14 protein-coding genes are annotated in these 14,446 nt (G+C 38.3%); 13 read left to right on the top strand and 1 reads right to left on the bottom strand.

Annotated features, from left to right (window positions below):
- Nucleotides 1-147 precede the first annotated feature (147 nt).
- The gene (locus tag BIV20_RS07815) at nucleotides 148-1,578 is read right to left on the bottom strand and encodes a transposase (protein ID WP_075717430.1); all 1,431 of its coding nucleotides are present in this window, start codon (nucleotides 1,576-1,578) and stop codon (nucleotides 148-150) included.
- A gap of 161 nt (nucleotides 1,579-1,739) precedes the next feature.
- Between BIV20_RS07815 and BIV20_RS07810 the strand changes: the two genes are divergently transcribed.
- The 13 genes from BIV20_RS07810 to BIV20_RS07750 all read left to right on the top strand — a co-directional run bounded on the left by BIV20_RS07810 (nucleotide 1,740) and on the right by BIV20_RS07750 (nucleotide 14,436).
- A complete protein-coding gene (locus BIV20_RS07810; protein WP_075719745.1) occupies nucleotides 1,740-2,174 on the top strand; it encodes a GNAT family N-acetyltransferase in 435 nt (144 codons plus the stop codon).
- A gap of 24 nt (nucleotides 2,175-2,198) precedes the next feature.
- A complete protein-coding gene (locus BIV20_RS07805) occupies nucleotides 2,199-2,654 on the top strand; it encodes an NUDIX hydrolase (RefSeq protein ID WP_330554487.1) in 456 nt (151 codons plus the stop codon).
- Nucleotides 2,655-2,673: 19 nt separating this feature from the next.
- Nucleotides 2,674-3,978, top strand: a complete 1,305-nt coding sequence (locus BIV20_RS07800; protein WP_075719743.1) for a pyrimidine-nucleoside phosphorylase — start codon at nucleotides 2,674-2,676, stop codon at nucleotides 3,976-3,978.
- Between the two features lie 37 nt (nucleotides 3,979-4,015).
- Nucleotides 4,016-4,297, top strand: coding sequence for a YabP/YqfC family sporulation protein (locus BIV20_RS07795; RefSeq protein WP_075719741.1), 282 nt, complete (start codon nucleotides 4,016-4,018; stop codon nucleotides 4,295-4,297).
- A 12-nt stretch (nucleotides 4,298-4,309) separates the two neighbouring features.
- The gene (gene yqfD / locus BIV20_RS07790) at nucleotides 4,310-5,572 is read left to right on the top strand and encodes a sporulation protein YqfD (RefSeq protein ID WP_075719739.1); all 1,263 of its coding nucleotides are present in this window, start codon (nucleotides 4,310-4,312) and stop codon (nucleotides 5,570-5,572) included.
- The gene (locus BIV20_RS07785) at nucleotides 5,547-6,557 is read left to right on the top strand and encodes a PhoH family protein (RefSeq protein WP_075719737.1); all 1,011 of its coding nucleotides are present in this window, start codon (nucleotides 5,547-5,549) and stop codon (nucleotides 6,555-6,557) included. The genes yqfD and BIV20_RS07785 overlap by 26 nt, the downstream gene beginning before the upstream one ends.
- Complete coding sequence (locus BIV20_RS07780; RefSeq protein ID WP_075719735.1) at nucleotides 6,490-7,725, top strand: hypothetical protein; 1,236 nt, start codon at nucleotides 6,490-6,492, stop codon at nucleotides 7,723-7,725. Before BIV20_RS07785 ends, BIV20_RS07780 begins: the two co-directional genes overlap by 68 nt.
- Nucleotides 7,722-8,216, top strand: coding sequence for an rRNA maturation RNase YbeY (gene ybeY / locus BIV20_RS07775; protein ID WP_075719733.1), 495 nt, complete (start codon nucleotides 7,722-7,724; stop codon nucleotides 8,214-8,216). Before BIV20_RS07780 ends, ybeY begins: the two co-directional genes overlap by 4 nt.
- A gap of 21 nt (nucleotides 8,217-8,237) precedes the next feature.
- Entirely contained in the window at nucleotides 8,238-9,353 is a 1,116-nt protein-coding gene (locus BIV20_RS07770) for a DUF3048 domain-containing protein (protein ID WP_075719731.1), read from the top strand.
- A gap of 21 nt (nucleotides 9,354-9,374) precedes the next feature.
- Nucleotides 9,375-11,036, top strand: coding sequence for a putative polysaccharide biosynthesis protein (locus BIV20_RS07765; RefSeq protein ID WP_075719729.1), 1,662 nt, complete (start codon nucleotides 9,375-9,377; stop codon nucleotides 11,034-11,036).
- 56 nt (nucleotides 11,037-11,092) lie between these two features.
- Nucleotides 11,093-11,491, top strand: coding sequence for a hypothetical protein (locus tag BIV20_RS07760; RefSeq protein WP_075719727.1), 399 nt, complete (start codon nucleotides 11,093-11,095; stop codon nucleotides 11,489-11,491).
- A gap of 87 nt (nucleotides 11,492-11,578) precedes the next feature.
- On the top strand, nucleotides 11,579-12,826 hold the full coding sequence (locus BIV20_RS07755; protein WP_075719725.1) for an NAD(P)/FAD-dependent oxidoreductase: 1,248 nt from the start codon (nucleotides 11,579-11,581) through the stop codon (nucleotides 12,824-12,826).
- Complete coding sequence (locus tag BIV20_RS07750; protein WP_075719723.1) at nucleotides 12,823-14,436, top strand: NAD(P)/FAD-dependent oxidoreductase; 1,614 nt, start codon at nucleotides 12,823-12,825, stop codon at nucleotides 14,434-14,436. Before BIV20_RS07755 ends, BIV20_RS07750 begins: the two co-directional genes overlap by 4 nt.
- Nucleotides 14,437-14,446: the final 10 nt, after the last annotated feature.

The raw sequence follows: 14,446 nt of genomic DNA, 5'->3' as shown, positions 1-14,446 counted from the left end.
TTTTATCAGTTCTTGTGGATAACTCTCCTCTATATAAGGAGAAAAAATCGGTCAGTATTCAGAATTGTTTCTGAATTGACATAGAGCATCAAATTTGGGGCGTACTTTAATAAGCTCAAATAAGTATTATGACAATTGAATATTTTTTCAGGCAACTAAAGGTTTTAGACTTCGAATGTATTGTGGACAATTCATCGCATATGCAACGATTACCGTCAACTGGCTTGCAATACCGGCAAGAAAGACATCAGCTTTGGTGGTGGAGTGATTTCTTGTTTTCCTTCCAGCAATACACATGTTGATTTTAAAATGATTGATTACACGCTCGACAATGGCTCTTATTTTATAAGTGTCATTCCACTCGTCAGAATCACGTTGGATGCCAGGAAACATACGTAAATCCATGTTCTCATAAGTATATGTTGTTCGCCCTTTAGCAGCTGTGCTGCAAGGGGTTTCACAGTTGCAATGCCAACCATGGCTATAAGACATCTTAGGGCAGATCCATTTGATACGATTTGAACGACCTTTTTCCTTTGTTACTCCACAGTATTTCATGGAAAGAGAGGAGTCATTAGGGCAAGTAGGATAGCCATAAGCATTATAACCAACCTTTTTAAGAGGGCTTTCATTTCTTGGATTATAGGGGATTAGAGCTTTGGAAAAATGGAAATCATTGAATAACTTTCCATACAATTCAGCAGAGTCGAAAGCAGCATCTCCAAGAAAAGTATTTGGATGAAAGTCTGGATGAAGGGAAAAGAAATCACTAAGAACTGGAACAAGTGCTGCAGCGTCACCTAAGGATTTATCTTCATCGGGAGAAGCAGTTTTCTTTTCAACAGGAAGTTCTGGATGCGCAGATTTGAAATCGTCATCATTGATAAAAGCGATATGTCTTACGATACCTAAACCATTGGTAAGAATAGCAAATTTGTCTGCATAGCAAAAATGACCATTGATGTACATATGCTTTGCGTCAGGACAGGAAACAGCCTGTGAAGGCATGAGGCCATAAGCCATCTTGTAAGGGTCGACATCAGGTTTATCTTTGTAAAAAGCTTTGAGTTTTTTGATTAAAGCATTTAAAGTTTTTGGATTGTTTTCAGTAACATAAAGTTCAATTCCGGAGGTATCAAAGGTAAGCATCTGTGCGAGAGATGAGTCAATTAGTTGGCAGATGGGCTCTGTGTAATCAACCATTCGTTGAAACATGAGTTCAATGTAAGGCTCGAATTCGTTTTTGAACCTGGACATTAAGGAAGCGTCAGGAACTTTAGAAAAACCGCAGAAATCACGTAATTCCTTGCAGAGATTTAAGAATAAAAGAAGCAGGGAATCGGTAGGAATAGAAAATATTTTCTGGAGGATATAGGCGGTAAGAAAACCATGAAGAGAATAAAGACGATTCCTGCCGATGGTAAGATAAAAAGCGGATGTGAATTCTGGAGGGATGAAGTCATCAAGATCAAAGTATTCTGCGAGAATATTAAAGAATGATGGAGAGTCATCCATGAACTGGTTTTGACAGTCTGAAAAAGTTTCACTTAAAGAAATTTGATGATACTTAATAGCCATAAATTTTCTCCTCTCTTGTGAAAAAGTGTTTGTGTTGTTACTTATATTTTATCACTTGAGGAGAGAAAATTTATATAAAATTAGCAATAAAACCCAGTAAAATCAATGGGTTACGGCGTTTATCAAACGCCTAAATATGATTTCATAAGGAGAAAAATATTATGATACGAGAAATCTCAGAACAAGATTTAAAAGGTTTATTAACCTTATACATGCAGTTACATGATAACCCTATGCCGGAATCCACGCAGGAATTGAACGATTTGTGGAAACAGATATTAAACGATAAGAATCATCATATCATTGTGGCAGAAGAAGATGGAAAAATAGTATCTTCCTGTGTGTGCGTTATAATTCCGAATCTTACCCACAGTCAGCGCCCGTATGCATTCATAGAAAATGTCATTACAGATGAAAATTATCGAAAAAGAGGACTTGCAACTGATTGCCTGAATTATGCCAAAGAAATAGCTCAAAAAGAAAATTGTTATAAGCTCATGTTACTGACGGGTTCTAAAAAGGAAAGTACGCTGAAATTTTACGAACAGGCAGGATATAACAGGAATGATAAGACCGCATTTATTCAGTGGATATAAAAAATACAATACTAGGAAAGGAACGTGCTGATAAAAATGTCCGAAGTGCAAGTGAAATTTTATGAACAAATAGATGATGAAAAACTGAAATTTGCAGTCATCATATCAAAGACAGGCGGAAAATGGGTACTTTGCAAGCATAAGGAACGTAATACCTACGAAGTTCCGGGAGGTCATAGAGAACCGGGCGAAACGATTTTGCAGACTGCAAAACGAGAATTACAGGAAGAAACAGGAGCTATTGACTTTGATATTGCACCTGTATGTGTGTACTCGGTGATTGGTAAAACGAGAGTAAATGAAAATATCGACGAAGAATCTTTTGGCATGTTATATTTTGCAAATATCAGAACTTTTGAACAAGAACTGCATAGTGAAATAGAAAAGATTATAATTACAGACCAGCTTCCGAAAGAATGGACTTATCCGTTGATTCAACCCAAATTGATGGAAAAAGCAACAGAACTTGGATTTTGTTAATAAGAAAGAGGTAAATAAAATGCGAATGTACGATTTAATTACAAAAAAGAAACAAGGCAATGCCTTAACCAAAGAAGAAATCAATTTTATGATTACAGGTTACACAAATGGCGAAATCCCGGATTATCAGATGTCTGCTATGATGATGGCAATCTGTTTTCAGGGAATGAATGATGAGGAAACACTGAACCTCACACTTGCCATGAGAGACAGTGGAGAGGTGCTGGATTTATCTGCCATCGAAGGTATCAAGGTAGATAAGCACAGTACCGGAGGGGTAGGAGACAAGACTTCGCTTGTGCTGGCACCAATGGTAGCAGCTCTTGGAATTCCGGTAGCTAAAATGTCAGGAAGAGGATTAGGACACACCGGTGGAACTATTGATAAATTGGAATGTTTTCCGGGCTTTTCTACCTCACTTACAGAAGAACAGTTCTATCAAAATGTGAATCAGGTAAAAATGGCAATTATGGGTCAGACTGCCAATTTGGCACCGGCAGATAAGAAATTGTATGCTTTACGGGATGTCACAGGAACGGTAGATCAGCTTTCCTTGATTGCATCCAGCATTATGAGCAAAAAATTAGCAGCAGGTGCAGATGCCATTGTTCTGGATGTTAAGACAGGAAATGGTGCTTTTATGAAAACGGAAGAAGATGCTTTTGCTCTTGCAGAAGAGATGGTGAAAATCGGAAAGAATGCAGGAAAGAAAATGGCGGCAGTCATTACCGATATGGATCAGCCTCTGGGAAATGCAGTAGGAAATGTGTTGGAAGTGAAAGAAGCGATACTTTCCTTAAATGGCCTTGGACCAAAGGATTTTATGGAAGTAGTTTATGCGCTTGGAACGCAGATGGTTCTTTTTGCCGGAAAAGCAGAAACAGAAGAAGAGGCAAGAACTATGTTAGAAGGAACTATTAAGGATAAGACCGCCTTAGATAAGTTTGCAGAATTTGTAGAAGCGCAAGGCGGTGATAAACGTCTGGTTTATCAACCAGAGGTGCTTCCGGCTGCGGGAATCATACTTGAAGTTATGAATACAGAAGAAGGCTATGTTTCTAAAATTAAGGCAGAAGACATCGGAATTGCCAGTCTTGTTCTTGGCGGAGGAAGGGTGACTAAAGATAGTGAAATAGACCTTACAGTAGGTGTGTTATTAAACAAAAAGCGTGGTGATAAAGTAAAAATGGGAGATACCCTTGCCACTATTTTTGCCAACGATATGGAAAAGGCAAAGGAAGCATATGCTAAAATTGTATGTGCGTATGAGATTCAGCCAGAGCAGCCTGCGTCAGTTCCTATGATAAAAGGAATCCTTCGTTAATAAGAATAAGTCCATGCTGCCTTTCATATAGTGCAATATGGGAAAAAACAAATTAAGCCGGGTCAAATCAAATATTGTAGAATCGCTAGAACTTCCTAAGGACATTATGTATGGGGCAGTTATTATTTCTGCTACGGGGAGAAATCAGGTTCTGATAGAAAATTATAAGGGAATTATCGAATATACCAGAGAGAAGATTCGACTTCAGACAAAAAATTGTCAGGTCACCATAGAGGGAAAACGCCTGATGATAGAATACTACACCAATGAGGAAATGAAAATCACCGGATTTATACAGGGAATATTATATGACTCATAAGGGAGTAGTATTTTGTTAATAGATAAATTGAAATATCTGCAAGGATATGTAAAAATAAAACTTTACGGATATGCACCGGAACGTTTTCTGAATCTGTGCAGTAATCGCAATATTCTGATTTGGAACCTAGAGTATGAGGATGGCAATTACATATTTTGTATCAGCATTAAAGGGATTAAGAGTCTAAAGCCTATTCTAAAAAAAACAAGGACAACATTTGAAATATTGGAACGTCATGGTATGCCTTTTTACATGCATAGATACCGGAAACGGAAATTGTTTGCAGTTGGAATATTAGTGTGCAGTATATTATTGTATACAATGTCTTTGTTTATATGGAAGATTGAGGTAGATGGGAATCTGCATCGTACTGATGACAGTATTATTCAATTTTTAGAGGAAAATCATGTATATCATGGAATGCGAAAAAGCAAAATAGATTGTGAAACCATTGAAGAATTGTTGCGAACCGGATATGACGATATTATTTGGGCATCTGTTAAAGTGGAAGGAACCATGTTGGTAATTGATATTCAGGAAAATCTTTCTACGAATCAGCAGGCGCAAGAAAAAAAAGTAGATGACGGAACACCGTTTGATATTGTGGCAGATAAGGATGCGGTCATTTACAGTATTCTTGCCAGAAAGGGGCTTCCGCAGGTGGAAGAGGGAGCTGAAGTTCATGCTGGAGATATTTTGGTGACAGGACAGATTCCGGTCATAAGTGATGATGGAGAAACGGTATCTTATCAGTATTGTACTTCTGATGCGGATATTATGGGAATCACACAGTATCCGTATGATGATAGTTTTTTACTGGAATATCAGGATAAGGTATTTACTGGAAATGAGAGTATTGATTATGAATTACGTTTAGGAAAAAAACAGTTTTCTTTACCTAATTTTTCGAAAACATTTTTTAAGTGTGACACCATAACGGATGAGTATGACTTGAAAATAGGAGACACTTTTTATCTTCCGGTAGCGTTCAATCGAAAGACCTATAAAGAATATGAAATTGTGAAAAAAAGATATACGAAAGAAGAAGCAAAACAAGTAGCTGAGGGGAAATTGGAGCAATTTTATAAAAAATTAAGACAAAAAGGGGTTCAAATTATAGAAAATAATGTTATGATAGTAACAGACGGAAAAAAATGTAAGGCTTCCGGTTCTATAAAGGTGATTGAAAAAATTGGAACACAGAAAGCTTCCGTCATATCAGAAGAGACACAGGAAGGGCAGATGACAGATGAGTCTGATGGAGAAGATGATTGATGTACCGGTAGAACATATGTCTAATGTGTTTGGACAGTTCGACATGTACATGAAGAAGATAGAAAGAGCATTTGGCGTTACCGTTGTAATTCGGGAAAACAGTATGAAGCTCCTGGGAAATGAACAGGATATTCAGAAAGCTTCCCGCGTATTTACACAGTTATTTGAACTTTCTAAACGAGGAAACCAGATTACAGAGCAGAATGTAGATTATGCTATATCCCTTACGTTTGAAGAGAAGGAATCGGCAATTGTAGAGATTGATAAGGAATTAATATGTCATACAATCAATGGAAAACCGGTAAAGCCAAAAACACTAGGTCAGAAAAAGTATGTAGATGAAATTCGCAATAAAATGATTGTGTTTGGAATGGGGCCAGCCGGAACCGGTAAGACCTATCTTGCTATGGCTATGGCAATTACTGCGTTTAAAAATGAAGAAGTAAACCGTATTATTCTTACCAGACCGGCCATTGAGGCAGGAGAGAAACTTGGATTTCTTCCGGGAGATTTGCAGAGTAAGATTGATCCATACTTGCGTCCGCTGTATGATGCATTGTATCAGATTATGGGAGCAGATAGTTTCCAGAAAAATATGGAAAAGGGATTAATAGAAGTAGCTCCGCTTGCCTATATGAGAGGACGTACACTGGATAATGCTTTTATTATCCTGGATGAGGCACAGAATACGACTCCGGCGCAGATGAAAATGTTTTTGACACGTATCGGATTTGGGTCTAAGGTGGTTGTGACGGGAGATGCGACACAAAAGGACCTGGCTCCGGGAGCAACTTCTGGGTTGGATGTGGCATTGCGTGTATTGAAGAATGTAGAAGAGATCGGAATATGTAGATTGAGCAGTGCGGATGTAGTGCGCCATCCACTGGTGCAGAAAATAGTAAAGGCTTATGAGGAATATGAAAAAAAGGAAACAAAAGGAAAAGAAAAAAATAGAAGTAGAAAAAAGACCGATTTTGGAAGATAATTGGTCTTGGAAACGTTTTTACATGATATGTCTTATGACAGTGTTTGGGATAGTAACAGCAGTTGTTTGTGGAACATTGTCTAAAATAGAGTCTGGTAGCCGTATAGCACTTGGGTTTTGCAGTATGCTATTTTTAATTATATTTGTACTTGGAATGGAAATTTACCGTTTGAAAAAAGGTTGGTTTCATGAAAAAGCAAATAATTACGTGAGAATTACCATAAGTCATGGGATTTGCTGTCTGGCAACGATATTGTTTATATTTTTGCCGGTGTATATGGTGCCTATTTTAGTTATGGCAGTAGGAATGACGCTTGTGACAAATTCATTTCTTGGGATGTTGGCGGGAATATTTTATGCAGTGGTATGGAATATTTCACAAAGTGGAAGTGTATATCAATTTTTGTGGGCATTGTTGTTAATGACCTGTGGTGCTATGATGGTAGATTTTTTGAAAGAGAAAGCAAATTGGAAGTGGGCAGGTCTGTTGATTGCGGTGTTCGTTCTAGGATGTACCGTAGTATTTTCTTATCTTGATACCGGCAAGGTAAGCATAAATATGGTAATCTATGGATTGGGTAATGGTATTGTTTCTGCTGTTCTGTCTATTTGGTTATATAGTTGGTTGAAAGAACGGATGAGTCATACCAGAGAGCATGCTCTGGAACGAATTATTTCTGAGGATTTCAGTTTGGTTCAGGCGGTAAAGAAGTTTTCAAAGGTAGATTATGAGCATGCCAGAAAAGTATCTCATATTGCAAGAGAATGTGCGAAAGAGATAGGAGCAGATCCTTTTGTAGCAGCCGCCGGCGGATTTTATTACCGGATTGGAAGAATGGAAGGAAAACCTTATGTAGAAAATGGAGTGATGCTGGCAAAAAGCAATTATTTTCCGATGCAGGTGGTTCAGATATTGAGTGAATATAATGGAGAAAAGAGTTTGCCGTCTACTGTGGAATCTGCCATAATACATATTGTGGACAGTGTAGTTGCTAAGTTTGATGTATTGGACAAGAGTACATTATCCAGTTCTTGGAATCAGGATATTCTGGTTTACCAGACCTTAAATGAAAATTCTGCTGCAGGACTTTATGATAAAGCGGGATTTAGTATGAATATGTTTTTGAAAATTAGAGATTATTTGATAAAGGAGGCGGAGTTATTGTGACAGTTACCATAGAAGAAGAACGGAATCCGGAATTTGGGTTTGATTATCAGTCTTTGGCAAAAGAAGTAATTGAAGCCGCTATTGAGTGGGAAGAGTTCCCATATGAGACAGAGGTCAATTTGCTTTTGGTATCCTTAGATGAGATTCATGAGATAAATCGGGAACATCGGAATATCGATCGACCTACGGATGTACTTTCCTTTCCTATGATTCAGTACGAAAGTCCGGGGGATTTTTCGAAAATAGAAGAGGATGAAGATAATTTTAATCCCGATACGGGGGAAGCGCTTTTAGGAGATATTATTCTGTGTGTAGATAAGGTAAAGGAGCAGGCAGAAAGTTATGGACATACTATAGAAAGGGAATTTGCCTTTTTGATTTTGCATAGTATGCTTCACTTATTTGGATATGATCATATGACTGAGGAAGAGGCCGCAGTTATGGAACAGAAACAGAGAGAGATTCTGGAACATATGAATATTTTAAGATAAAGGAAGATGGAGGATATAAAAATGAAGAAACGTATGTTATGTTTGTTATTAGCAACTTGCGTGGCAGCTACAACCGTAGCTGGATGCGGGAAGAAGGAAGAGGAAAAGAAACCGGTAGTGGAAAAGGAAGAGCCCAAGGAAGAACCGGAAGAAGAGCCTGTGGATACTCACGAGGGACAGGCAAAGAGTTATCTGACCGGACAATGGATTGATGAGGAACTAGCTAAGAAGCGTCCATTGGCAATTATGATTGGTAATACTTCAGATGCATTGCCACAGTTTGGAACTTCTTCGGCAGATATTATTTACGAAGTTCCGGTAGAGGGAGCATATACTCGTATGATGGCAATTTTTCAGGATTATTCTGCGTTGGACAAGATTGGTTCCGTGCGAAGCTGCCGTCATTATTTCCTTTACTTTGCAAAAGAGTTCGATGCCATTTATGCGCATTACGGACAATCTATTTATGCAGAGCCGTTGTTAGAGCAAGAGGATGTAAATAATTTAAGTGGTCTGGATGGATCTGTTGGTTCTACCGTGTTCTACCGAGATACCAACCGTAAGGCACCACATAATGCATTTGCCAGTGCAGAAGGAATTAATGCAGGAATTGAGAAAAAGGGGTATCGGACTGAGCTTTCTTCTGATTATCAGGGACATTATCAGTTTGCAGAGGATGAGCAGGAAGTAAATCTGACCAATGGGGAAGATGCGCTGGTTGTAAGTCCTGGATATGTTGTGAATAAACCATGGTTTGTATACAATGCGGAAGATGGATTGTATTATCGTTATGAATTTAAGGATAAGCAGATTGATGGTGCCAATGACCAACAGCTTGCAGTAAAAAATATTCTGGTTCAGTATTGTGACTGGTCTTATAAAGATGAAAATGGATATTTAGACATCAATACAACTTCTGGCGGAGAAGGAGTTTATATTACAAATGGAAAAATGGAAAAGGTAACATGGACAAAGGCAAACGAGAATTCTCCGGCACGTTATTTTGATGAAAGCGGAAACGAAATCACAATTAATCAGGGTAAGACATGGGTATGTGTTGTACAAAACAGTTATAAAGACCGTTTCCATGTATATCAGACAGAGGCAGAATTGCAGGAAGCCAGAGCAGCAGAATAAGAACGAATTTGAGGAACTTTTATGAGTACAAAGAAAAAAAATGAATCTGGTTTTTTGGTGCAAGGTTCTATTCTGGCAGTGGCATCTATCATTAGTAGAATTATCGGATTACTGTACCGAATTCCCTTAACGGCAATTATCGGGGATATTGGTAACGATTACTATGGGGCAGCAATGGAGGTATATAGTATTTTATTGCTAATTTCCTCTTATAGTTTACCTTTAGCTGTTTCAAAGTTGGTATCTACCAGAGTGGCAAAGGGAGAAAGAAAAAATGCATATCGCCTTTTTAAAGGAGCACTGATATTTGCAGTAATTTCTGGAACCATAGCAGCAATGATTGTGTATTTTGGTGCAGAAGTTATAACAGTATATTTGGTAAAAACACCATTAAGTATCTTTGCTTTAAAAGTGCTGGCGCCGACGCTTTTGGTTGTAGCTGTATTGGGAGTGGTACGAGGATTTTTCCAGGGAATGGGAACTATGATGCCGAGTGCTATATCTCAGTTAATAGAGCAAATTATTAATGCAGTGGTAAGTGTGTGGACAGCATATATGCTCTTTGGATATGGTACTCGTATAGGAGCAGTACTTGGCAATTCGAAGCAGTATGGAGCTGCTTATGGAGCAGCAGGTGGAACGATAGGTACTGGTCTTGGTGCATTTGCAGCATTGTTATTTGTATTATTTGTATTTTCTGTATATCGCCCGGTATATAAGAACCAAATGCTGCGTGATAGAAGAAAAGGGGAAGAAAGTTATCGGAACATTTTTTTTGTTTTGATTATGACAATTGTACCGGTTTTATTAAGTACTACAATTTATAACATTAGTTCTATTTTAGATATGGGAATTTTCAAAAATATTGCGGCTGCACAAGGGTATAAAGAAAAGACTTATAGTACTATGTGGGGGATTTTTAGTGGGAAATACAAGACGCTTATTAATGTACCTATTGCGATTGCATCTTCTTTAGCTGCATCGAGTGTACCAAGTCTTGCGACAGCATTTGCATCGAGAGATATACCACAGGTACGACGAAAGGTTGCAAGTTCCATTCGTTTTATTATGGTAATTGCATTTCCGTGTGCAGTAGGAATGGGTGTGCTTGCATCACCGATTTTGCAATTACTATTCCATGATGCGAGAGAATTACCGGCTAGAATGTTACAGGTGGGAGCAGTTTCTATTGTATTCTACTCTCTGTCTACGTTAAGTAATGGAATATTACAGGGAATTGACAGGATGAAAGCTCCGGTAAAAAATGCAGCAATTACGTTAGTACTTCATATTGGTGTATTAATGGCACTTATGTATGGACTTGATCTTAATATCTATGCAGTAGTATGGGCAAATACATTCTTTGCATTTCTCATGTGCATATTGAATGGAGCAGCGATAAGAAAATATCTAAAGTATCGTCAAGAAATTGTAAAGACATTTTTGATTCCAGGGATTGCCTCTGCGATTATGGGAGGAGCAGTATATGGAGTATACCAGTTGCTCATAAAGACGGTAAAGATGAATGCAATAGCTACAATAGTATCTATTATTGTAGGTGTTATTGTGTATGGAGTAGTTCTTTTATTGATGCGTGGACTGAATGAAGAAGAATTAAAGCCATTTCCGAAAGGTTATTTACTGGTTCGACTTGCAAAGAAAATGCATCTGATGAAAAAATAAGAAATAGTGTATAAAAAATCCAAAATAGGCGGATACTACATAAAAAGGAGTTTATGATGAAGAGAAGATGTAGTATCCGCCTATTAGTAGGCACAATTATATTTACGGCTGCATTTTTTGGATGTACTGGTTTTTTTATCGGAACACTGAAAAAGCAGAATATTTATGAAAAACAAATTGCACTTTTAGAAGAAGAAAATATCCAATTGTCACAAATAGAAAAAAAAGTACAAGATGTAAAGGAAAGTCTGAATGTTGTAGAACCTTATGAGTACATTTTATTAGAGGAGAAAGGGTATGTTGCAGTTTATCATACAGACCGTAAGACTTTGTATGCATCTACTGATATTTTAGTATCGGAGCTTCCGGAGGAATTGCAGAAGGAAATTGAAGAAGGCAAGTACATTAGTAGCGAAGAACAGCTCTACAATTTTCTTGAGAATTATTCTAGTTAATGGTGACAAAACTTGAATGTTATTTTTGATTGTGATAAAATCATGGGTAGCGAAAATTGACAGAAGGATAGGAAAGAAATAAGACCCATGGGTAGAGAATTTGATGTAATTATAGTTGGTGCAGGGGCATCTGGAATGATGGCAGGAATCAGTGCAGCACGTTCCGGTGCTAAGGTGCTGATTCTGGAACATATGGATAGTGCAGGAAAGAAAATATTGGCGACCGGAAATGGAAAATGCAACTTTACCAACGAAAAGCAGGGGATTGCGTATTATCGAAGCAATAACCCTGCCTTTGTATTGCCTGTTTTTGAACAATTTGGTCTGGAAGATACATTAAGCCTTTTTAAAGAGCTTGGAATAGAGCCGCGAAGTAAAAGGGATGGTTACTATTATCCGGCTAGTGGACAGGCTTCTTCTGTGCGTGAAGTACTTTTGATGGAATGCAGACGGCAAAAAGTGCGAATTGCATACAATGTAGGAATTCGTTCAATTTATAAAGAAGGAAAATACTTCATTTTTGATACAAAGCAGGGAGAATTCAGGGGAAAAACATGTATTATTGCTACCGGTGGTAAGGCTGCAAAGAAAACAGGAAGCGATGGAAGCGGAATTCCATATATTGTAGGATTTGGTCATAAAGTGACAGATATTGTGCCTGCACTTGTTGCTTTGCAGGGAAAACAGTCATTTTTACGGGAAATTGCAGGAATTCGTGCAGAAAATCGGGTGAAAATTTACATAGAAAATGAGGAAATTGCAGAAGAAACCGGAGAACTTCAACTGACAGAAAATGGAGTTTCCGGAATTCCTGTTTTCCAATTAAGTCGATATGCTTCTTATGGATTGTCAGAAGGAAAAGAGGTTTATGTATTGTTGGATTTTTTACCATGGCAGACAGAGGAAGAGACTGTAATTATGTTGGAAGAACGTTTTTTGAAATATGGAAAGGGAAAGTCTGCACGAGAGGCATTGATTGGGCTTTTTTCTGAAAAAATAATAGGAGTTCTTTTGAAAGAAGCAGGAATTTCCACAGAAACCAGAGCAGAAGTTTGTTCCAAAGAAGAAATAAAAAAATTAGTGAATGTGATTCGTCATTTGCGCGTGGACATTGTGGGAACAAAAGGATTTGATGCAGCACAGGTAACAGCCGGTGGTGTGGATACAGAAGAAATAGATGCAGCTACGATGGAGTCTAAAATAGTTTCAGGACTTTATTTCGCAGGCGAGGTAGTTGATGTTGACGGTATGTGTGGCGGCTATAATTTGCAGTGGGCGTGGTCCAGCGGATGGGTAGCTGGAAAACATGCAGGGGAAGGAAGTAAACAATTATGATTCGAATACAGCAGTTAAAACTGCCTATCTCTCATACAGAAGAGCAGCTAAAACAGAAAATAGCAAAGATGCTTCGGGTGCCAGTAGCAGAGATCAAACTGTATAAGATAAGAAAACAGTCCATCGATGCCAGAAAAAAGCAGGAAGTCTCTTATGTTTATACTGTAGATGTGCAGGTGCCGGGAGAAGAAAAACTTCTTAAAAAACTTAAAAGTAATTATATTTCCCTTGCAAAGGATGAAATCTATGATTTTCCGGAAAGTGGAACACAACAGCTGAAAAACAGACCTGTGATTATCGGAAGTGGTCCGGCAGGCTTGTTTTGTGGATATTTATTGGCGCAGCATGGTTACAAACCTGTGATTATAGAACGAGGCAGATGCGTAGAGGAACGTCAAAAGGATGTAGAAACTTTTTGGAAAACAAATGTATTAGATACTCGTTCTAATGTGCAATTTGGCGAGGGCGGTGCAGGAACTTTTTCAGATGGCAAGCTAAATACCCTTGTAAAGGATGTAAAAGGAAGAAATAAAAAAGTATTGGATATCTTTATTTCTCATGGTGCACCCGAAAAAATTTCTTATGTTAATAAGCCACACATTGGAACAGATATTTTGATTAAAGTAGTGGCGGATATGCGTCGGCAGATTGAGGAATGGGGCGGAAAATATCTTTTTGAAACTTGTGTAACGGATGTATCAGTCGAAAATGGCAGTGTGTCAGGTGTTGTATGCAGAAATGAGCGGGATGGAAGTAGTTGTAACATTCCGGCAGAGGCAGTAGTGCTTGCGATTGGACATAGTGCAAGAGATACCTTTGAGATGTTGTTAGAACGAAAGGTTCCTATGGAAGCAAAATCTTTTGCAGTAGGAATGCGTGTAGAGCATCCACAGCAGATGATTAGTGAGAATCAGTACGGAGAGGCTGCTGCATCCATTCTTCCGGCAGCGTCCTATAAATTGACTGCAAATCTGGAAAATGGTAGAGGTGTTTATTCTTTTTGTATGTGTCCGGGTGGATATGTAGTAAATGCTTCTTCCGAAGAAGGACGCCTTGCAGTAAATGGAATGAGCTACAGTGGAAGAAACGGAAAAAATGCTAACAGTGCCATTATTGTAACTGTAACACCAGAGGATTTTGGTGGCGAAGGACCATTAAGTGGAGTTGCTTTCCAACGAAAATTAGAGGAACGGGCATATGAGTTGGGAAATGGAATGGTTCCACAACAGTTGTTTGGCGATTTTGAAAAAGGAAAAATTTCAGAAGCATATGGCGCGTTTTCATCAGAATTAAAAGGAAATCATACTTTTGGCGCACTGCATACTTTGTTTCCAAAGGAGATTACAGAATCTTTTATCCAGGGAATGCATAGTTTTGCAAAGCGTATTCCCGATTTTGACCGGAAGGATGCGATTCTTTCAGGAGTAGAAAGTCGGACTTCATCTCCGGTAAGGATTCCAAGGGATGAGAACTTTGAAAGCAGTCTTAAGGGATTGTATCCTTGTGGAGAAGGTGCCGGATATGCAGGTGGAATCATGTCAGCAGCAATGGATGGTATGAAAATAGCAGAAGAAATTGTTAGAAGGTATAAAGTACCGGATGCAGAGTAAATGAACAGAA

This window comes from Roseburia sp. 499, assembly GCF_001940225.2.
GTDB lineage: Bacteria > Bacillota > Clostridia > Lachnospirales > Lachnospiraceae > Petralouisia.
The sequence above is the reverse complement of the archived record's forward strand: the minus strand, read 5'-3'. Positions and strand labels throughout refer to the sequence as shown.

Excerpts from the sequence above, each read along its gene's own strand:
- BIV20_RS07755 (WP_075719725.1), top strand. The coding sequence starts at position 11,579 with ATGGGTAGAGAATTTGATGTAATTATAGTTGGTGCAGGGGCATCTGGA.
- BIV20_RS07750 (WP_075719723.1), top strand. The coding sequence starts at position 12,823 with ATGATTCGAATACAGCAGTTAAAACTGCCTATCTCTCATACAGAAGAG.
- BIV20_RS07760 (WP_075719727.1), top strand. The coding sequence starts at position 11,093 with ATGAAGAGAAGATGTAGTATCCGCCTATTAGTAGGCACAATTATATTT.
- BIV20_RS07780 (WP_075719735.1), top strand. The coding sequence starts at position 6,490 with ATGAAAAAAAGGAAACAAAAGGAAAAGAAAAAAATAGAAGTAGAAAAA.
- BIV20_RS07795 (WP_075719741.1), top strand. The coding sequence starts at position 4,016 with ATGGGAAAAAACAAATTAAGCCGGGTCAAATCAAATATTGTAGAATCG.
- BIV20_RS07815 (WP_075717430.1), bottom strand. The coding sequence starts at position 1,578 with ATGGCTATTAAGTATCATCAAATTTCTTTAAGTGAAACTTTTTCAGAC.
- BIV20_RS07770 (WP_075719731.1), top strand. The coding sequence starts at position 8,238 with ATGAAGAAACGTATGTTATGTTTGTTATTAGCAACTTGCGTGGCAGCT.
- BIV20_RS07800 (WP_075719743.1), top strand. The coding sequence starts at position 2,674 with ATGCGAATGTACGATTTAATTACAAAAAAGAAACAAGGCAATGCCTTA.
- BIV20_RS07785 (WP_075719737.1), top strand. The coding sequence starts at position 5,547 with ATGAGTCTGATGGAGAAGATGATTGATGTACCGGTAGAACATATGTCT.
- BIV20_RS07810 (WP_075719745.1), top strand. The coding sequence starts at position 1,740 with ATGATACGAGAAATCTCAGAACAAGATTTAAAAGGTTTATTAACCTTA.
- BIV20_RS07765 (WP_075719729.1), top strand. The coding sequence starts at position 9,375 with ATGAGTACAAAGAAAAAAAATGAATCTGGTTTTTTGGTGCAAGGTTCT.